This window comes from Pilibacter termitis (assembly GCF_900167335.1).
GTDB lineage: Bacteria > Bacillota > Bacilli > Lactobacillales > Streptococcaceae > Pilibacter > Pilibacter termitis.
In genome coordinates, this window is sequence record NZ_FUXI01000008.1 from 25,462 (window position 1) to 44,649 (window position 19,188).

A 19,188-nucleotide genomic window follows, 5' to 3' on the forward strand; every position below is an offset into this window, starting at 1 on the left:
AAAGGGGAAGTCGCCTCCACTAATGTTGTCTATTTTTTTGTTACGGTAATACGCTTGGTGATAAAGTGAACGTAATAGTAGAGCTGTAAGTTCCTTCTTCAAATGATTGAGCAGGTACTTCTAACTCAACGTCAGCTTCTTTAATTTGGTAAGTTGAGAACAATTTCGCAACGTTCCCTGCTTCTACACCGATTAAGTCTGCTGCTACGCCGTCCATTTTAATTGTTTGGTTTTTGTCAGTAACTTTTGCGTTAGGTGCTGTATCATCTAAAGCAATAGTTGCTGCTGGCAAGTTAAGCTGTGCACCAACGTAAGATTTTGTAGTGCTTGGTGTAGCTGTTGTGTTACCAGAAAGTTGAGTTGCTTGAGCTGATACTTTCCAGTTTTCACCTGTTGCTGACAAACGTCCGTCATAAACGATAAGGTAACGGTCTGCTTCAGCCAAAGCACCAGTTTTTGGTGTAGCTTTTACTTTCAAACCATTACGGTCATGTGAAGCGTCGATTTGAGCTTCAAAGTCAAAGTCGTTCAATCCACGGTAAAATCCTAATTCATTTGCAAGTGGTGGGTTGATTGGGCCAGGGCCAGGACCAGGACCAGGAGGTACTACTGGACCGTTGTTTGTTGTGAATTTCGCATTCACTTGTGAGTCTGTTGAAGTTACTGCTGCGTTTGCTACGCTCGCACTAAGTGTTACGCCTAAGCTAAGAAGTGCGACTGCTGAAAATAATGTTGATTTTTTCATTTGGATTACTCCTCCTAAGTTTTTTTATATTTTCTACTAGATATTCAATCTAGGGAAAACCAAATGGATAATAAATTTTCCGCCCTCTACTTGTCGGGCTGTGTGACCAATGTCCAGCGAATCGCAAAGGAATAATTTTTTTCCTTGGCTAATTGAGCTGGCACTTGTAATGAAATATCTTTTGTTGCCCAAGTAATTGTGCTGACTCCTTTACCTCGCAAGCGATCACTTGCGATCGTTTCAGCAATTGTTGTAGGTGCTTCGTCATTAATTCCTTGAGCAAATGTTGCGATATTCTTTGTATCTTCTTGTGCTGGATTGTCTGTTAAGGAATTTCTTGCAATTCCTTTTGGCAAAAGAAGTTTTACACCTACTAATTGATGTTTTTCCTCATCTGTACTGACGAGTTTGTCTATAAACTGTGCTTGCAATTTCCAGCCTGTATCACGACTGCTACGATTGTCAGTCAATTGCACGAACATTTTCTCTTGCTCGTAAAATGCTGGATTTCCGATTACAGTATAAGTATCAATTCCGTCCTTTTCTGTAACATCACCAAAGTCAAATTCTGTGATGACATGATCCAAAGCAAAAGGGCCTTTGTTGCCTGTGCCGATTAGTATTGGTTTGTCTTTATCAGCTTTTCCTCTGTCGCTTTCTGGAGAAAATTCGACTTTTTTTCCATTGTCCTCAAATGGCTGAGATGGATTTTCTGGATTTACAGGCTTAGTGGGTGTCCTATCAATTGCAAAGCTAACATTTACTTCATTCGTTGTTTCGTCTGTATTTGCACTTACAACGGTTGCTTGAATTAATGGAAGGACTAGTAGCCCCAAAAATACTTTCTTCATCTCTTTTTACGTCCTCCTAACTTGTACATACCTAAACCTTGAATTTACGCTTAAACTCAAGGTTTAGCTATGAGCTAAATTTTTAGCTTCTCCTCTTCCTAATAACCCTTGATATTGAAACCCTTTTAAACCCCATAACTTCGCTAAGAACAGGTGTTTCTTAACTTGTGATAAGTATAATTCAAAATGCATGAAAAAACATTGCCTATTTTTTGTCGTACCGTTGTTTTTTTTGTTTTTCAGTTGTCATTTTTTACCGAAACCATTGTCTTTTTCTGATTTTGATGTTAAAAAAATTATAAAAACAAATTTTTCTCTTGATAATCAATGTTTATTCATTTATATTATTAATTGTTGATTTTATATATATAATCAATTTAACTTTAAGTTGGGAGAAAAAGAAGAGATGAATAAAAAAATTGTACTATTAGAAAAATGGGAAAAAGAATTATCAAAACTCACTGGGGTGACAATTTCTATTATTTTAAATGACGGAAGTATTTTGTTGCCCGGTGAAATTTCAACAGAATTTTGTACGAAAATGCAGTCGCAACTCCATATTGGGTTGGGCTGTCAGTGGAATCGACTGCTTGCGATTACCCATTTTCATTTTAACCGCACGCCGATTCGCTATCTTTGTCCGTTTGGTATGGTGAGTGTGGCTATTCCAATTTTGGACCAAAATGACCATTTGATTGCTATTTTATTTGCAGGGCAACGACGTGTGTCAAAAGAATATGAGAGTGAATTGCCGTATCTTACAAAAAAAGCGGGAGGTTTTCCTGATAAGGAATTTGAAAAATTATATGAAAAAGTGCCAATCGTTGATCAAGAGCATATAGACAACATTATGCCGATACTAGAATTATTTGCAGAGGCGATTGGCGAGAGAATCACGGAAGACGAGATAAAAAATCTCAATCAAAGTGTAACAAATCATATTTCAGATGATGAATTGATGAATTTGATTGATTTACAACTAAAAAATGAAGCGAAATATTATTTTAACTTGGACGATCTTGAGCAAATTTTTAAACGGAAAAAGAAAGAAATTAGCAGAGTAATCAAGAAGTATCGAAATTCGACTTTTGTGCCGTATTATCAAAGGATAAAAGTGCAGCAAGCAAATCATTTGCTTGTGACGACGGATTATCCTGTAACGAAAATTAGCGAATACTTGGGATTTGTGGATAATGCTCGCTTTTGTAAAGTGTTTAAGCAGGAAACTGGATTGACCCCGAGTGCTTATCGGAGTAAGTATTGTATGAAAAAGAATCGACCATTTGCATAGCTAAAAAACTCGCATGAAATCATCATGCGAGCTTTTTAGGTACTCTTAACTATTATTCTTCAAAGCCAGACATTACTTCTTCTGCAAAGTTTTCTTTTAAAATCTCTGCACATTTATGGCAAACGTCTTTCAAATGCGGATTTTCGTCGTCTCCTACTGTTGTACTTGTTGCACGACAGCGAACACAAACTTCACCTGTTGCGTGTGTAACGCTTAGTTTTGTATCGCCAAATGTTTGAGTATCATTGTTTGCATCTGTTGACAATTCAAACTCTGAGACAATCAATAATTGAGCAATATCAGCATTGAGACTTTCAAGCAAGACTTTTTGAGCTTCTGTGGCAAAAACTGTCACTTTCGCCTCAAGAGATTTCCCGATAACTTTTTCGTTTCGTGCGTTTTCTAGCCCTTTTAGGACATCATCACGAAAATCAAGGAAAGCATTCCATTGTTCCAAAATTGCTTGTTCATCTGCAAACGAGCGAGCTGTTGGAAATTCAGAAAGCTGAACAAATTCTTCCTCTTCTTTCGTCTCTTTCCAGATTTCCTCTGCGGTGTGTGGCAAAATTGGTGCAAGTAATTTTGTCAAGGCAACCAACGTTTCGTACATGACTGTCTGCATTGCACGGCGAGAATGTGCGTTTTCCGCCTCGATGTAAACCACATCTTTTGCGAAATCCAAGTAGAATTGTGACAAGTCAACGGTGAGGAAGTTGACAATTGTTTTGTAAATGTGAATAAAGTTGTATTTGTCATACCCTTTTTCACGAACGGAGCGAATAACTTCGTTTAAGCGAATCATCATGTATTTGTCAACTGAACGCAATTCTTCAAAAGGAACGGCATTCGTGTTTGGTGTGAAGTCACTTGTGTTGGCAATCAAGAAACGCATTGTATTGCGGATTTTGCGGTAAACTTCAGCAACTTGTGTCAAAATATCCATAGATACACGCACATCTGCCTCGCTATCCACACTTGCCACCCAAAGACGTAAAATGTCTGCTCCAAATTGTTTGACCACTTTTTCTGGCAAAATGACGTTGCCTAGTGATTTACTCATTTTGCGACCTTCACCGTCAAGGACAAATCCTTGTGAAAGAACTGCCTTGTATGGTGCCACACCGTTAATTGCGACACTTGTTGTGATACTTGAGTTGAACCAACCACGGTATTGGTCACTTCCCTCAAGGTACAAATCAGCTGGGAAACTTAATTCTTCACGCTGACGTAACACTGCCTCATGACTACTTCCAGAGTCAAACCAAACGTCCATGATGTCTTTTTCTTTGGTAAAAATTCCATTTGGGCTACCTGCGTGAGTAAAGCCTTCTGGCAATAAATCTTTCGCTTCACGATTCCACCAAATAATCGAACCATGCTCGCTAAACAGTTGTGCAACGTGAGCAATTGTTTCTGGGGTGATAATTTCTTCCCCATTTTCAGCGTAAAAAATCGGAAGTGGCACACCCCACGCACGTTGACGAGAAATCACCCAATCACCACGGTCACGTACCATGTTGTAGAGGCGAGTTTTCCCCCAAGGGATAATCCAGTCCACTTTTTCCACTTCGTCTAAAATATTTTGACGGAATTTGTCAATAGAGGCAAACCACTGCGGTGTCGCTCTAAAAATAACAGGTTTTTTCGTCCGCCAATCGTGTGGATAGCTATGCGTGAAGAAATCTAGCTTGAGCAACGCTCCAGACTTCTCTAGCATTTCTGTAATCATTGGATTTGCTTTGTCATAAAACATTCCTGTAAACAATGGTGCTTCATCGGTGTAAACTCCACGTGAATCAACAGGAGAAAGAATAGCTAAGCCATATTTTTTCCCTACATGATAGTCGTCCTCACCATGCCCCGGTGCTGTATGCACAAGTCCAGTACCTGCCTCGTCTGTCACGTGATCTCCCACCATTACAAGACTTGTACGGTCGTAAAACGGATGTTGAGCTGTCATGTATTCCATGTCAAGACCTTTGAGTGTTTGAACAATTTCAAATTCCGTCCAGCCAATCTCGTTTGCTACTTTTTCTAGCATAACTTGTGCAATGACGAATTTGCGGTTGTCTACTTTAACTACGGCATAGTCAAAATCAGGATTTACTGAAATACCAAGATTTGCAGGCAATGTCCACGGTGTTGTCGTCCAGATGACCATTTCAACATCATCAGACAAAATGCCTTTTCCGTCTACCACTTTGAAAGCAACGTAGATACTTGGGCTTTTCACGTCCTTGTACTCGATCTCTGCCTCGGCAAGCGAACTTTCAGATGACGGCGACCAATAAATTGGTTTCAATCCTTTATAAATATAGCCATTTTCAGCCATTTTCCCAAACACACGAATTTGAGCCGCCTCATATTCTGGGTTGAGGGTGATGTATGGATTTTCCCAATCACCTGTCACACCTAGACGTTTAAAATCTGCACGTTGTGTGTCAACTTGTGAAAGAGCGTATTTTCTACATTCTTCCAGATACGCTGAAAGCTCCATTTCTTTGCGGTTAATTTTTTTGTTGGTCAACACTTGTTCAATTGGCAAACCGTGTGTATCCCACCCCGGCACGTAAGGAGTGCGGAAACCTGACATAGATTTGCTACGAACAATAATGTCTTTTGAGATTTTGTTCAACGAATGACCTAAATGAATATTCCCATTTGCGTATGGAGGGCCGTCATGCAGGATAAATGTTGGTTTCCCTTCGTTTAATTGTTGACGTTTCGCGTAAACTTCTGACGTTTCCCATTCCTCTTGCCATGCAACTTCTCTATTTGGTAAATTTGCACGCATTGGAAAAGCTGTTTTTCCTAGATTGAGTGTTTCTTTCATTTTCATGATTTGTTCTCCTTTTTCTAGCTACGAGGGGCAGGAGTTGGGCGACTGCTCGCAATGTCGCTTGAAGCTAACGCTTCAAGTGAATGAACGACATAGTTCGCTGTCGCAAACTCCTGAACGCCCCTCTACGCTTTTATTTTTCTAGCTACATGGTGCTGAAGTCTGGCAACTGTTCGCAACAGCACTGGAAACTTACGTTTCCAGCAAGTAAATGCTGTGGCTCACTGTTGCAGACTTCAGAACGCACCATTACGCTTTTATTTGTCTAGCTATGAGGGGCAGGAGTTGGGCGCCTGCTCTCAACGTCGCTCGAAACTGACGTTTCGAGTAAATAAACGACGTGGTTCGCTGTCGCAAACTCCTGAACGCCCCTCTACGCTTTTATTTTTTTCTAATATAAACAAAAACCCTAGTCATAGGACTAGGGACGAATTTTTTTCGTGGTGCCACCTTAGCTTTGCATAAAAACAATATGCCTCTAAGATGAATATCGACATCAACCGTTCATTATGAGTATAGCTGATTTTTCCTTATGGTAGGGAATGCGAAACTTGCACTGTCTTTCGCTCGCTTGAAATATATCATAAGGCTTTTTTGGTCTATACTAATGAATGTATTTTTACCCTTCAGTAGAAAGTGCGTCTGAAGTGATTTCATCTTCCAATTTTGGTGCCGCATCAAAAATTGCTTGTGCTTTGGCAATTGGGTCTAATGGTTCTGCTTGTATTTCTGGCTCTACTATGCTCTCTAGTTCTTTTTCAACAGTTTCTTGCGTGTCATTTTCTTTCAAGACTTCTTTTAAAACTGTATGCTCGTCAACATAACTTGAGAATGGTTTGAGCAAGTCGTCCCATTCGTTTGATTTGACTGTTTGAAGTTGACTTTCTAACATTAAGCTCAAGCGTTGGTGGAAACCACGTGTTTTTTTCTTCAAATCTTCTGTTTCACGTGCTAATTGCTTGGCATTATTTGCTGATTCTGTAATCATTTCTGTCGCCTTACTTCTAGCGTCAGCCAAAATTCTATCTGCTTTTGCTTGAGCGGCAGTAATGGTTTCTTCTGCGTGCTGGTTAGCTGATTTCACAATGACTTCTGCCTCGTTTGACGCATTTGATTTCACTTTATTGGCTGTATCTTGGGCAACGATAATTGACTCGTTCAATGAATCTTTCAATTCATCAAAATAGCCCAATTTTTCACGAGAGTGTTTTAAATCTTTCTCTAATTCACGATTTTTTTGTATTACATCTTCATAATCATGAACAATTTGATCCAAGAAGTCATCTACTTCATCAGGGTCAAATCCTCCGAATTTTTTCTTTTGAAATGTTTTGTTTTGAATGTCTAGTGATGTTAATGTCATATTCCACAATCCTCTCTTATTTTCTTAATACTCCGAGCGTCACACGAATTTTTTCTTTTTTCGTCTTTCCCTCAATTCCTCTTAATTGTATTCTACCATGACCACGTACACTTATCACGTCCATAAGCTCAATTTGTGTATCACTTCGAGACTCTTCGCTCCAGTTGAGTTTCACCTTCCCTGAATCAACCAACTGCTTTGCACGTGTCCTAGAAATATTATACACGTTTGAAATAAAATTATCCAAACGTAAGCTACTAAGTGTCGTCATCTCTTCTTCCCAGTCTTCCTTAGGAAGAAGAAGTTGGGTGTAATCCTGCTCCGTTAGTCGAACAGAAATTTTACCGATTTGTTCAATTTGCGTTGCTACATAATGTTTTGTTTCATTTGCAAGAAAAATTTGCCAACGTTCTCCGTCTGTTATAATATCTCCAAAGTATTCACGTTTTACACCAATAGAAAGAAGTGTGCCTAAAATCTTACTATGTGAAAGTGTAGCAAATTTTATCGGATAGTGAATCTCAAAAATCGAAATTTCAAAATCCTCTTGTCTCGGAGAATAGTAAGCAGGATAAATCATCGCTCGTTTTCGTTCAGCTGTTTCGTAGCCACCAAAAAATTGATAATTTAAATCCCCATTTTTCCTGACAAGCACTTCTAGGATATAACACTCTCTTGGATCAAGAAATTCGGTAAGTTCTGGAGCATAGTAGGTTTCCGCTCGCTCCATTTTTTCACTTACCATGTCAATAAAAGAGCGTTCCTCCCTCCTGAAATGTTGATAAACATTTTCATTCATGATTCCTCGCTCCTTTAATCTAAAGTTTTTCTGTTAGTACATCATATATAACAAATTCATTATTACAATTTCAAATCCTTGGCGTGCAAGTTGCAAGACGAAAATTGCAATCCACGGAGAAAAATCAATGCCAAAAAATTGTAGAGGTAATTTGCTAAATTTTGACATATACGGCTCTGCCAGTTTGATGATAAGTCGTCCAAATGTCGTGTTGTAGGCATTTGGCATCCAACTTAGCAGACAGTAAACCAAGCAGACAAGCGAATAAATTTGAAAAAACTTGTCTCCTATTTGATAAACGAGTAAGAACATTTATTCACCTATCTTTCATTAAAAATCAAAATTGTGCTGATGTAATAGACTGCGTGCTGTATCTCCGTCAATAATTAAGTTTGACGGTGTGCAAAGGAAAATTTCATTTCCCACACGCTGAATGTCTCCGTCACTTGCAAAGACAATTCCTGTCAAGAAATCAATCACACGACGTGCAGCAGATTCTTCCATTAGGTGAAAGTTAATCAATACTGCTTCGCCTGCAAGCAATAAGCGACCAATATCCATTGCCTCAGAGTACACTCGTGGCTCTTTAATGGCAATTTTTTGTGAGGACGGTGGACGTTTTTGCGATTTTTGCATTCCTTGATTCATGCTCACCACTTTTTCCTCTTTGCGAGTTTGTGTAGGTCTTGGTCGTTCCTGTTTCGGACGTTCCACACGTGCGTAAGTATTGTTTACCGTTGGCGAAGAGGCAGTTGGTGCTACATATGCTCTTGGTTGTGAATAATTTGTTCTTGTTTGTGGTGCTCTTTGTTGCATTTGACTACTCGTTGGTGCGGGGTTGCTTCTCATTGCACGCATTTGAGTTTGTGAGGATGGTGATTGCTGTTGTGGTTGTTGCTGTACGGGTGCTTGCTTTTGCATAGCAGGAGCCTCTTGTGTAGAGACACCATCCTCGTAGTCGTCATAATCATCATCATTCAAGCCGAAAAAACTTGAAAAATTTATTTTATCTAGTAAGCCCATCGAAATCCTCCTCATGTTCTTTGAAAAAAGCAGAACCTATTCGTACAAAAGTAGAGCCTTCTTCAAGGGCAATAGAAAAGTCCTGACTCATTCCCGCACTCATTTCATTTAGTGGGGCATTGGGAATATTTTCTTTTTTTAGTTGCTGTGTAAGCTCATAAAGTTTGCGAAATGTGGTGTGTAGTTCTTCTTCGTTGGCATTTTTTTCTGCCATTGTCATAAGTCCTACCACGAGAATATTTTTGAAGTCGCTAATTTCCTTTAAAAAGGGTAGCACATCTTCTGGCAAAAGTCCATGTTTACTTTCTTCACCAGTAATGTTGACTTCTACAAAACATTTTAACGGACTTGTGCGACGTTTGTCTATCTCGCTTGCCAATTTCAAACTATCAAGTGCGTGAAAATAATCAATTTCGTTGATTACTTTCCGAACTTTTTTCGTTTGCAAATTGCCAATAAAGTGCCAAACTACTTTTTCTTCTATCGCAGAATGTTTTTCAAGAAAACTTGGCAGTCGATTTTCACCAAAATGTCGAACGCCTCTTGCGACTAATTCCTTGACCGTTTTTGTATCCACATATTTGCTTACGCAAACAATCACTGCTTCATTTGCTTCTCTTCCAGCTTTTTCAAGAGCATTTTTTACCTGCTCTTGAATTTGTTGAATATTTTTCTCTAACATCTTATCGTTTTGAACGGCGGAAGAACGGTGGCGTTTGTGGCTCGTCTTCCAACGCTTTTGACGTATCAACTCTTTGGAAACGATCCAAATGTGCGTTGTCAGGTGCAGTTAGAGTTGACTCCTCAATCGGCTGACGAACGCTTGGTTCACGGCGAATATCCCATTTACCAAATGCGTCATTTTCTTCAGGTTGAGGGGTTGCTTCTTCTACTGGCTCAAACGTACGTGTTTGTTGTTGAATTAAATCACGTTTCACACTTGTTTGTGTCGTGCGAGATTGTGCAGAAGTACGGTTTCCACCACGGTTCGATTTTTTCCCTTGTTGAGTGCTGCTCAAACCTGTTGCAACGACTGTCACACGAATTTCGTCTCCCATGTTTTCATCAAAGTTTGTACCAAGAATAATGTTGACATCTGTTCCAGCTGCTGCCATAACAATCTCTGAGGCATCTTGTGCCTCTGTAAGACCCATGTCGTATCCACCTGTTACGTTTAATAGCACATTGCTTGCTCCCTCAATTTGTGTTTCAAGAAGAGGGGAGGCAATTGCACGACGAGTTGCCTCGATTACACGATCTTCACCGCTTGCTGTACCGATACCCATAAGAGCATCACCTTGGTTTTCCATGATTGTTTTCACATCCGCAAAGTCAAGGTTGATCAATCCCGGACGAGTAATCAAGTCAGTAATTCCTTGTACACCTTGACGTAAGACGTTATCCGCCTCGTGTAATGCCTCAATCATCGGCGTACGTTTGTCAACGATTTGCAATAAGTTGTTGTTAGAAATAATGAGCAATGTATCTACATTTTCTTTTAATTCGCTAATTCCTTCGCTGGCAGAAAGTCCACGCTGTGGTCCTTCAAATGAGAATGGACGAGTCACGACACCTACGGTCAATGCTCCCATGCTCCGAGAAATTCCTGCTACAACAGGTGCCGCACCAGTACCCGTTCCGCCACCCATACCTGCGGTAACGAATACCATATCTGCACCTTTTAGTGCCTCGGTAATTTCTGGTTCACTTTCTTCAGCTGCTTTTTTTCCAATCTCTGGTTTTGCACCTGCACCTAGTCCACCTGTTAATTTAGGTCCAAGTTGAATAATCGTTTCTGCTTGGCTTGCCTCAAGTGCTTGAACATCTGTATTTGCAGCGATAAATTCCACACCTTGCACGCCTTCTTCAATCATGCGGTTGATTGCATTGCCACCACCGCCACCGACGCCGATTACTTTAATCACAGCACCAGATTTAAAATTTGTGTCAAATGACATCTTTGTTGTCATATCTTTGTATCCTCCTCTAATTAATCGAACATTTCATTGATTAGACCACGTGCTTTGCCAAGTATTCCCTTGCCTTTGCCTTTTGCTTTTGGCTCGTCATCGTAGTAGTAATCATCTTCATAATCTGGTTTTTGCATTTCTACTTGTTGCATTGGCGGAAGCTCTTGTGTTTTACCACCAAAGAACCCGCTCGATTGCTGTGGCACTTCTGGCATACGGCTTGGCATATATTCTCCGCCATAAATTGCACCTTTTGCAATGCCATAAATTTCATCAAGTCCAGCTGCATATTCTGCAATAGCAATTACATTTGAGAATACTGGATTTCTCAACCCCATTTGATTTGGTACATATTGCTCAACTGGGACATTGTTTCCATAAACTTCGCTTGCTAAATCTTTCACACTTGGAACACTTGATGCTCCGCCTGTTAACACAATCCCACCTTGTAAATCAAGAGCATCATGATTGGCTAAAAATTCACGTGAGTTTTGGAAAATTTGAGCGTATCTTGCCTCGATGATTTGAGAAAGGTAATGCTCGTCAACTTCTACTGGCTCTGCTTGTCCAATCACGTCTACTGGGAATTTTTCATATTCGCTGGCTCTCGTAGAATCTGCAAGTCCGTAGTTAATTTTCAATGCCTCTGCATTTTTTTGTGATGTTTTCAAGTAATTTGAAATGTCACCTGTCACATTTTCTCCACCTTCAGGGTCAACAAATGTCAAGTGCAATTCTCCGTTACTAAAGACAGAAGTAGTTGTTTGTCCTCCACCAAGGTCAACGACAACTGTTCCAAATGAACTTTGCCCTTCACCTAAAATGTTTTCCCCAAGTGCAAGTGGTAAAACAACAAAATCATCAATCACAAGTCCCGCTTTTTCAACGGCTGATTGGATATTGTGAATAATTGTTTTTGGTCCTGTGTAGAGAAGACCTGTCATTTCAAGTCTCACTCCGATCATACCACGTGGGTCTTGAATCGAATCAAAGCCGTCCACTACAAAATTTTGCGGAACGACACTAATAATTTGACGTTCTGGCAAGATTGCACGCACAAGTGCAGCACTTGCTACATTATGCACATCTTCATCTGTGATTTCTTTTGCCTGTGCATGAATCGCAATCATTCCTTGACATACTTCTACGTCAAGCTGATTGGCAGGAATCCCAACATTCACGTTGCGAATTTGAATCCCTGCTTTCTCCTCTGCTTGCGAAACGGCACGTTTGATTGATTCTACTGCTTTGTCAATATTAATGATAAATCCTTTTTTCAGTCCTTCGGATTTTGCGTTACCTACTCCAATAACGTTCATCTGACCGTCAACATACTCGGCTACTACGACTTTTATTGATGTCGTTCCGATATCAAGGGCGGCGTAAAGACCTGTTTTCGTCTTTGTTTTGTCCATGAAAGGAAGTCCCTCCTAATATTTTTTCTATTATTTCATTCATTTCGCTTATAAAATATTTCAACTCATTTTAGTCTAACACAAATCATGAATTTCATAAACGATTTTTTTGATTCGTTCACAACTTTTTCAAAAAAACTTTAACCTTCTACCATTTTCAAACGAAAATCTAAAGGAAATTTAGTTTTTTCTACTCTTTACTCTGAAGAAGAAGTCGTTGTTGTAGAAGTTTCAGAAGTTTTTTCTTTCTCTTTTTTCTCCTGTTCTTCTTTTTCTAGTGAAAATGGATAGCTGTAAACACCCACTTCCATGTCAACAATTCCTTTTTCTTTCATTTCCTTGCTTACTTGTGGATAAAGTGGAAGTTTGCTTGGTATATCTTCGATAGAAATTTTGACAAAATTTCCGTCGTTCATCGCAATTGTCACCAAATCTGGATTGCTCTTACTAGGTGTGAGCGTAAATCTTGTAATCGCACTTTTCATTCCTTCTTCAAGTTTTTCATATTCTTGAATCAAATTCATCATTTGCTTTTCATGCTTGGTGAATTTTTCAAGAATCGGGAAACTCTTGTTCGGATTTTTTTCTTCTTCATTCGTCAGACAAACGCCACTTTCCAAAATAGGAAGATATTTCGTCTCCTCTAGCTCATAGGCGACAATCGGAAATTCTTTGATTTGAATTTGAAAAGTATTGATCCCGTTCAAGGTAATATCCACACTTTTCACCCGCTCATTTTTGGTTATGATATTTTTTTCATTTGTCTTACGGGAAAAATATTGCTCCCAAAGTGTATCGCCCAACTTCAATCCACTTGTCTTGAGAATGGTTTCTTTTTTGAGATGTTCTCCTCCGACAATTTTGATTGCCTCTAATTTGCTTAGCGGAGAAACCCAGTAAACCAATATCAAAATCGCTGTTAAAGCAATCCCACTAATCACCGCAAGGCGACGCATTAATAATTTATTTCGCTGCTTTTTCAACTTTGGTAATTCCGTTGAAAAACTTTTATATTCAACCTCTGGAAATTCTTCTTCTGCCTCTTCTAGCTCAGTTTCCAAATATTCCTCCTCATCTTCCTGTCTCGGACGATGATTTTGGAAAACAGGGTCGCCGTCTGCGTCCACACTTGTTTGCACCTCTTCGCTCGCCTGAGTTTCCGCTTCTTGCTGTGCCAAGTAGGCTCGATTATTTTTCTCCCAAGGGGTCAATTTTTCTTCTGTGTCTTTATTCATTTATTTTCCTCTTGTGATTTCTTCAACCAAATGCAACAAGCGAACGCTCGCATCTGGCACGCCTTCTTTTAGAGATGCCGCACTCATTTCGCTCAAGTGCTTACGGTTGAGTAAAATCTCATCCATTTTTTTCACCAACAACTCGCCTGTCAAATCAACATCTGCAACCAATTCTGCCGCTCCAACTTCTACAAGGGTTTGAGCGTTTTTCGTTTGGTGGTCATTGGTAACATACGGGCTTGGAATTAAAATAGCAGGCAAACCTAACGCCGTCATTTCCGCCAAACTCGTGGCACCACTTCTTCCAACCAATAATGTTGCACTTGCTAATACTTCTGGCATTTCATTAATATATGGAAAAACACGAACATTCTCCATTTCTTTTTGTGCCTTGATAAATTCTTTCTCGTATTTTTCAAAGTAACGCACACCTGAAGCATACAATACTTGATAGTCTTTCTCCTTGAACAATGGAAGTGCCTCAAGCATTGCCTGATTAATTTTCAACGCTCCTTGACTACCGCCAAATACCACAGCTGTCGGAGTGTGCAACTTCAAACCATAATTTGATAAAATATCGCTTTGCTCGATTTCCGCTACTTCTTGAGCTCGTGGATTGCCTGTATAGACGACTTTTGCTTTTGGGAAATATTTTTCCACCCCGTGAAAACTCGTTGCCACCACATTGGCATATCGTGATAAAAATTTATTCGTGACACCCGGCACACTATTTTGCTCGTGAACGAGTGTCGGAATGTTCATCTTTGCTGCCGCATAAACGACACTTCCAGAAACATATCCGCCTGTACCAATCACCACATCCGGCTGAAAGTCACGGAGTAATCGTTTCGCCTTGCGAATAGATTGTAAAAACAATTTGACTGTTTTCAAATTCTCCAGCGAAAGTGAACGTTTAAAACCTTGTATTTCAATTGCCTCAAATGGAATATTTGCCTGTGGCACTATTTTACCCTCAAGACCTCTTTTACTTCCAATATAAAGCACTTGAGTATCTGGCTGAATTTCCTTTAAATAACGGACGAACGCAAGAGCTGGGTAGATATGTCCGCCTGTTCCACCACCTGTTACGACAACACGCATTACTCTGCACCTACTTCCTCAGCCAACTGTTTCACCGCTTGCACAAATTTTTCCCCACGAACTTCAAAATTTGGATACTGATCCCACGAGGCATTTGCTGGCGAAAGTAAAATAACATCTCCCGCACTACTCATTTCATATGCCAAACGCACCGCAACTTCTGCGTTTTCCGTCATCAACACTTCACCAACGTTCGCCTCTTCAGCAGTCAGCATGAGTTTTTCAGCTGTTTCGCCAAACGTCACCATGCCCTTTAGTCCGTAAATAGCAGGGAGCAATTCATCAAAATCATTGCCACGATCCAAACCACCTGCTAATAAAATCACACGATCGTTTTCAAAACCAGACAATGCCATTTTCGTTGCCAAAATATTGGTCGCTTTTGAGTCGTTATAAAATTTTCGCTCGTTGATACTTCCGACAAATTGTGTCCGATGTTCAACACCGTGGAAATTCCTCAACACTTCGCAAATCGCCTCATTCTCTACGCCACGCAATTTCGCTGCGGTCACTGCTGCCAACGCATTTTCCACATTGTGCATTCCCACAATCGCCATTTCATCAATGGAAAGAATCATCTCTTCGCCATAAAAAATCGTATTCTCCAAAAGGTAAGCACCATTTGTTTTTTCTTCCGTGGAAAAGGTGACTACATGAGCTTTCGTGTTTTGTGCTAATTCACGTAGTTCCGCTTGGTTTCCGTTAAGAATTAAAATATCTTCGCTCGTCATATTTTCCTGAATACGCCATTTTGCCTTCACATATTCCTCACGTGAGCCATGGTAGTCCAAATGTGCGGAATAGATATTGGTAATCACCGCAATTTTTGGACGGAAAGTGCGAATGCCTAAAAGCTGAAAACTCGAAAGTTCCGTTACAAGCTCATCTTCGCTTGTTGCCTCTTGAGCAACGCTACTTGCTGGAAATCCGATATTTCCTGCAAGATAGGCTTTTCCATTATTTTCACGAGTGTAATTTAACATTTCAGCAATCATTGTTGTCGTGGTCGTCTTGCCATTTGTTCCCGTAATACCGATAATATCCGCCTCACTAATTTGATAAGCAAGCTCCACTTCGGTAATAATTGGAATTTGTTTATTTACAGCTGCTACAAGCATTGGATTAGAATACAAAATCCCGGGATTTTTCACGATAAGCTCAAAATCTTCATCTAAAAGTTCCACAGGATGTCCTCCTGTAATCACACGAATCCCTTCATCTAAAAGAAGTTGTGCCTCAGGATTTTCATCGAAATTTTTAAAATCATTGACTGTAACAATTGCACCAAGTTTGTCCAAAAGACGTGCTGCACTTACCCCACTTCGTGCTAAACCTAGCACCAATACCTTTTTATTCTCATAATCAGAAATCTTTTTCAAGTTCATTCACCATTTTCTTCTCTATCAGTATATGGTTGCCCATATCTACACACTCTTTAAAAATACCACTTATGGAGGGAAATTTCAATTTTCAGGCTGAATTTTATAAAAAAAATCATATAGACAACATATTTGTAAGCGATTTGTCACAAAAAAACCTCACACTTGTGCATGAGGCTTTCATTTTTATTTCGTTGAATCTTTCTCATCAATCCCGAATGGTAAGATGATGTTTTTTTCTTCGATTTCTTCGTGGTTCATCATTTTCGTAAGCAAACGCATAGCAACTGCCCCTAAATCGTATAATGGTTGAGAAACAGAAGTTAAACGTGGGCGAACCATATTCGTAATTTGTGAATTGTTGCTCGTTACGATTTCAAATTCGCTCGGCACTTTGACACCTAAATCAAGTAAACCGTCAAGTAAACCTACCGCTAAATCATCATTAACCACAAATGCTGCGGTTGCTCCACTTGTTTTCACACGTTCTGTAATTTTCAACCCTTCTTCAAAGCTATAATGCGACTCAAACACAAGTCCTTCGTTGTACTCAATCCCATTTTCTTCAAGTGCTTCACGGTACCCTTGCAAACGTGCTTGACCGTTGATTGGGTCAAGCAATGCTCCTGTTAAAAAGGCGATTTTTTTATTGCCATTTTTTGCTAAAAGATTGATTGCATCTTTTGTTGCTTGTTTGTAGTCGATATTTACAGACCCAACTTGTTCGTCTGGATCAATAGAGCCAGCTAGTACAATCGGTGTTCTGCTACGTGAAAATTCCGCACGGATTCGATCGGTAATTCTATGCCCCATAAAAATAACGCCGTCAACTTGTTTCGCAAATAGTGTGTTTAATACATTGATTTCTTTCACATCATCGCCGTCTGAATTTGCCAAGATGATGTTGTATTTATACATGGTTGCCACGTCATCAATCCCACGAGCAAGGCTTGAGAAGTAAACATTTGAAATGTCGGGTATAATTACCCCAACCGTTGTTGTTTTCTTAGAGGCAAGTCCTCGTGCCACGGCATTTGGGCGATAATCTAAGCGTTCGATTACTTCCAATACTTTTTTTCGTGTAACTGGCTTTACATTTTGATTGCCATTGACAACACGTGAAACAGTTGCCATTGACACGTTTGCCTCACGTGCCACGTCGTAAATTGTAATTGTTTGTTTGTCCATTTTTTTCTCCTTTTTCTAGCTATACAGTGCCGAAGTTTCACTCAGTGACAAACTCCTTGACACACCATACACTTTTGCTTATATGATGGTGACTGCGAACGTTTTTTTCAGTCTCTCATACTTTCATTTTGAAAGAGCGTTTTCAACATTGATATGATAACAAGTTTTCAATTTCTTTTCAAGAGAAATGCTTTGTTTTCTGAAAATGACTCCCTTACTTAACTTTATCTTATCATTTACTTAAAAAATATGCTCGTATTTTTATAAAAAAACACAATTTACCGAAAAAATTCTACTTCCACTCTTAGACTTTTTCCTAGGAAAAGTGTAGAATTGTAGCAAAGTACGAAATCAATGAAATTCACGAAAACGAGGAAAAAAGAATGAATAAAACAAAATTAGTTGAACTAAAAAAATGGATGGAAACTCAACAAGTAGATTGTGCGTATTTGTCTGACACGACACATATCGCTTATTTTACAGGATATGCGAGCGACCCACATGAGCGTGTGCTTGCGTTATTTATTCCACTTGAGGCGGAGGCGTTTCTTTTCACTCCTGCTCTTGAAGTAGAGGATGCACAAAATTCTTCTTGGAGCGGAGATGTATTTGGCTATCTCGATAGCGAAAATCCTTGGGAGAAAATTGCTGAGATTTTGAAGAAACGTTTGCCTGTTTCTGCGAAAAATTTTGCCGTAGAAAAAGGACATTTAGTTGTGGAACGTATGGAAGAAATGCGTTCTGCTTTCCCAAACATGGAGTTTTCAAAAGATTTGACACCACTCGTTCAACGTTTGCAACTTATCAAAACGGAAGACGAAATTAAGAAATTATATGAGGCTGGCACGTGGGCTGATGTTGCTTTTGAAACTGGTTTTAAAGCCGTTCACGAGGGGGCAAGCGAGCAAGAAGTCATCGCTGAAATCGAATATGAATTGAAAAAACGTGGCGTTAGCCAAATGAGTTTTGACACAATGGTGCTTACAGGGAAAAATGCTGCAAGTCCGCACGGTGAGCCAGGACTTAGCAAAATTCAAAAGCACGAACTTGTACTCTTTGACCTTGGCGTTGTTTGGAATGGATACAATTCTGATGCGACTCGAACAATTTCCTTCCACCAACCAACTGAATTTGATGAAAAAATTTATCAAATTGTCCTTGAGGCTCAACTTGCTGCTCAGGATTTTGTAAAACCAGGGGTAACTGCAGAAGAAATTGACAAAGTGGCTCGTGATGTCATTACTGGCTATGGTTACGGAGAATATTTCAATCACCGCCTAGGGCATGGGATTGGCACAACCGTTCATGAGTTTCCGTCGCTCGTTGAGGGAAATGATTTGGTGATTGAGGAAGGAATGTGCTTTTCTATTGAACCGGGAATTTATATTCCTGAAAAAGTTGGCGTGCGTATCGAAGATTGCGTTCACGTGACGAAAAATGGCTGTCTACCGTTTACGAATACAACAAAAGAATTGCAGGTGATTATTTAGTGGCAGTTTTACTAGCAATCCTTGCAGGAATAGGGTCATTTTTCATTTACAGTTTTTGGCAAGTGCCAGAACTTTTGGGAAATCTAGGACTGTTCATTGCTCAAATTGTTATGTTTTTATTTGCACTAGTGGCTGTATTTTCCTATAAAGGAAAACGATTTTCAAAAATGTATTTCCTTGACAACACACACGTTTTTACTATCCGTTTTCTGATTTGCCTTATCTCTTTACTTGGAAGTGGGAGCATTTTGGTAGTAATGGCACTCTTTATATTGGGGAATTAGAAAAGCGGAGAGGGCGGTTAGGGGATTGTCGCAGTGAGCCTTGCCATTTACTTGCCTGAAGCAGAGCTTCAGGTGGCATTGCGAACAGCGACCAGACTTCAGCACTTCGTAGCTAGACACAGAAAAGCGAAGTGGGGCGGTCTGAAGTTTGCAACAGTGAGCCATGCCATTCACTTGCTTGAAACGAAGTTTCAAGTGGCATTGCGAACAGTTGC

18 protein-coding genes are annotated in these 19,188 nt (G+C 39.8%); 4 read left to right on the plus strand and 14 right to left on the minus strand.

The window, feature by feature from the left end; genetic code table 11:
• Positions 1–40: 40 nt before the first annotated feature.
• Both B5D30_RS04585 and B5D30_RS04590 read right to left on the minus strand, forming a co-directional pair.
• Positions 41–745, minus strand: a complete 705-nt coding sequence (locus tag B5D30_RS04585; protein WP_078806858.1) for a WxL domain-containing protein — start codon at positions 743–745, stop codon at positions 41–43.
• Positions 746–831: 86 nt separating this feature from the next.
• A complete protein-coding gene (locus B5D30_RS04590) occupies positions 832–1,596 on the minus strand; it encodes a WxL domain-containing protein (RefSeq protein ID WP_078806859.1) in 765 nt (254 codons plus the stop codon).
• A 406-nt stretch (positions 1,597–2,002) separates the two neighbouring features.
• Between B5D30_RS04590 and B5D30_RS04595 the strand changes: the two genes are divergently transcribed.
• Complete coding sequence (locus B5D30_RS04595) at positions 2,003–2,887, plus strand: PocR ligand-binding domain-containing protein (protein WP_078806860.1); 885 nt, start codon at positions 2,003–2,005, stop codon at positions 2,885–2,887.
• A gap of 52 nt (positions 2,888–2,939) precedes the next feature.
• Here B5D30_RS04595 and ileS read toward each other — a convergent pair whose 3' ends face one another.
• The 12 genes from ileS to ccpA all read right to left on the minus strand — a co-directional run bounded on the left by ileS (position 2,940) and on the right by ccpA (position 17,199).
• A complete protein-coding gene (gene ileS, locus B5D30_RS04600) occupies positions 2,940–5,726 on the minus strand; it encodes an isoleucine--tRNA ligase (protein ID WP_078806861.1) in 2,787 nt (928 codons plus the stop codon).
• Positions 5,727–6,345: 619 nt separating this feature from the next.
• Positions 6,346–7,089, minus strand: a complete 744-nt coding sequence (locus B5D30_RS04605) for a DivIVA domain-containing protein (protein ID WP_078806862.1) — start codon at positions 7,087–7,089, stop codon at positions 6,346–6,348.
• A 16-nt stretch (positions 7,090–7,105) separates the two neighbouring features.
• The gene (locus B5D30_RS04610) at positions 7,106–7,888 is read right to left on the minus strand and encodes a YlmH family RNA-binding protein (RefSeq protein ID WP_078806863.1); all 783 of its coding nucleotides are present in this window, start codon (positions 7,886–7,888) and stop codon (positions 7,106–7,108) included.
• Positions 7,889–7,921: 33 nt separating this feature from the next.
• Positions 7,922–8,200 (minus strand): YggT family protein, encoded by a 279-nt coding sequence (locus B5D30_RS04615; protein ID WP_078806864.1) that lies wholly within the window; start codon positions 8,198–8,200, stop codon positions 7,922–7,924.
• A gap of 18 nt (positions 8,201–8,218) precedes the next feature.
• Positions 8,219–8,911: a cell division protein SepF gene (sepF, locus tag B5D30_RS04620; protein WP_078806865.1), complete on the minus strand. Its 693-nt coding sequence runs from the start codon at positions 8,909–8,911 to the stop codon at positions 8,219–8,221.
• Complete coding sequence (locus tag B5D30_RS04625; RefSeq protein WP_078806866.1) at positions 8,895–9,593, minus strand: YggS family pyridoxal phosphate-dependent enzyme; 699 nt, start codon at positions 9,591–9,593, stop codon at positions 8,895–8,897. Before B5D30_RS04625 ends, sepF begins: the two co-directional genes overlap by 17 nt.
• Before the next feature lies 1 nt (position 9,594).
• A complete protein-coding gene (ftsZ, locus tag B5D30_RS04630; protein ID WP_078806867.1) occupies positions 9,595–10,881 on the minus strand; it encodes a cell division protein FtsZ in 1,287 nt (428 codons plus the stop codon).
• A gap of 20 nt (positions 10,882–10,901) precedes the next feature.
• A complete protein-coding gene (gene ftsA / locus B5D30_RS04635) occupies positions 10,902–12,296 on the minus strand; it encodes a cell division protein FtsA (protein WP_078806868.1) in 1,395 nt (464 codons plus the stop codon).
• Between the two features lie 197 nt (positions 12,297–12,493).
• Positions 12,494–13,531, minus strand: coding sequence for a cell division protein FtsQ/DivIB (locus B5D30_RS04640; RefSeq protein ID WP_078806869.1), 1,038 nt, complete (start codon positions 13,529–13,531; stop codon positions 12,494–12,496).
• A complete protein-coding gene (murG, locus tag B5D30_RS04645) occupies positions 13,532–14,632 on the minus strand; it encodes an undecaprenyldiphospho-muramoylpentapeptide beta-N-acetylglucosaminyltransferase (protein WP_078806870.1) in 1,101 nt (366 codons plus the stop codon). It abuts the gene before it with no gap.
• Entirely contained in the window at positions 14,632–16,011 is a 1,380-nt protein-coding gene (gene murD, locus B5D30_RS04650; RefSeq protein WP_078806923.1) for a UDP-N-acetylmuramoyl-L-alanine--D-glutamate ligase, read from the minus strand. Before murD ends, murG begins: the two co-directional genes overlap by 1 nt.
• A 186-nt stretch (positions 16,012–16,197) precedes the next feature.
• Entirely contained in the window at positions 16,198–17,199 is a 1,002-nt protein-coding gene (gene ccpA / locus B5D30_RS04655; protein WP_078806871.1) for a catabolite control protein A, read from the minus strand.
• Positions 17,200–17,582: 383 nt separating this feature from the next.
• Here ccpA and B5D30_RS04660 point away from each other — a divergent pair, with 383 nt between their 5' ends.
• From B5D30_RS04660 to B5D30_RS13495, 3 genes are all read left to right on the plus strand, one after another.
• Entirely contained in the window at positions 17,583–18,689 is a 1,107-nt protein-coding gene (locus tag B5D30_RS04660) for an aminopeptidase P family protein (protein ID WP_078806872.1), read from the plus strand.
• The gene (locus B5D30_RS04665; protein WP_078806873.1) at positions 18,689–18,973 is read left to right on the plus strand and encodes a hypothetical protein; all 285 of its coding nucleotides are present in this window, start codon (positions 18,689–18,691) and stop codon (positions 18,971–18,973) included. Before B5D30_RS04660 ends, B5D30_RS04665 begins: the two co-directional genes overlap by 1 nt.
• A gap of 33 nt (positions 18,974–19,006) precedes the next feature.
• Positions 19,007–19,188, plus strand: a 182-nt coding sequence (locus B5D30_RS13495; protein WP_159443206.1) for a hypothetical protein, incomplete at its 3' end; no start/stop codon positions are given.

Excerpts from the sequence above, each read along its gene's own strand:
- B5D30_RS04585 (WP_078806858.1), bottom strand. The coding sequence starts at position 745 with ATGAAAAAATCAACATTATTTTCAGCAGTCGCACTTCTTAGCTTAGGC.
- B5D30_RS04590 (WP_078806859.1), bottom strand. The coding sequence starts at position 1,596 with ATGAAGAAAGTATTTTTGGGGCTACTAGTCCTTCCATTAATTCAAGCA.
- B5D30_RS04595 (WP_078806860.1), top strand. The coding sequence starts at position 2,003 with ATGAATAAAAAAATTGTACTATTAGAAAAATGGGAAAAAGAATTATCA.
- ileS (WP_078806861.1), bottom strand. The coding sequence starts at position 5,726 with ATGAAAATGAAAGAAACACTCAATCTAGGAAAAACAGCTTTTCCAATG.
- B5D30_RS04605 (WP_078806862.1), bottom strand. The coding sequence starts at position 7,089 with ATGACATTAACATCACTAGACATTCAAAACAAAACATTTCAAAAGAAA.
- B5D30_RS04610 (WP_078806863.1), bottom strand. The coding sequence starts at position 7,888 with ATGAATGAAAATGTTTATCAACATTTCAGGAGGGAGGAACGCTCTTTT.
- B5D30_RS04615 (WP_078806864.1), bottom strand. The coding sequence starts at position 8,200 with ATGTTCTTACTCGTTTATCAAATAGGAGACAAGTTTTTTCAAATTTAT.
- sepF (WP_078806865.1), bottom strand. The coding sequence starts at position 8,911 with ATGGGCTTACTAGATAAAATAAATTTTTCAAGTTTTTTCGGCTTGAAT.
- B5D30_RS04625 (WP_078806866.1), bottom strand. The coding sequence starts at position 9,593 with ATGTTAGAGAAAAATATTCAACAAATTCAAGAGCAGGTAAAAAATGCT.
- ftsZ (WP_078806867.1), bottom strand. The coding sequence starts at position 10,881 with ATGACAACAAAGATGTCATTTGACACAAATTTTAAATCTGGTGCTGTG.
- ftsA (WP_078806868.1), bottom strand. The coding sequence starts at position 12,296 with ATGGACAAAACAAAGACGAAAACAGGTCTTTACGCCGCCCTTGATATC.
- B5D30_RS04640 (WP_078806869.1), bottom strand. The coding sequence starts at position 13,531 with ATGAATAAAGACACAGAAGAAAAATTGACCCCTTGGGAGAAAAATAAT.
- murG (WP_078806870.1), bottom strand. The coding sequence starts at position 14,632 with ATGCGTGTTGTCGTAACAGGTGGTGGAACAGGCGGACATATCTACCCA.
- ccpA (WP_078806871.1), bottom strand. The coding sequence starts at position 17,199 with ATGGACAAACAAACAATTACAATTTACGACGTGGCACGTGAGGCAAAC.
- B5D30_RS04660 (WP_078806872.1), top strand. The coding sequence starts at position 17,583 with ATGAATAAAACAAAATTAGTTGAACTAAAAAAATGGATGGAAACTCAA.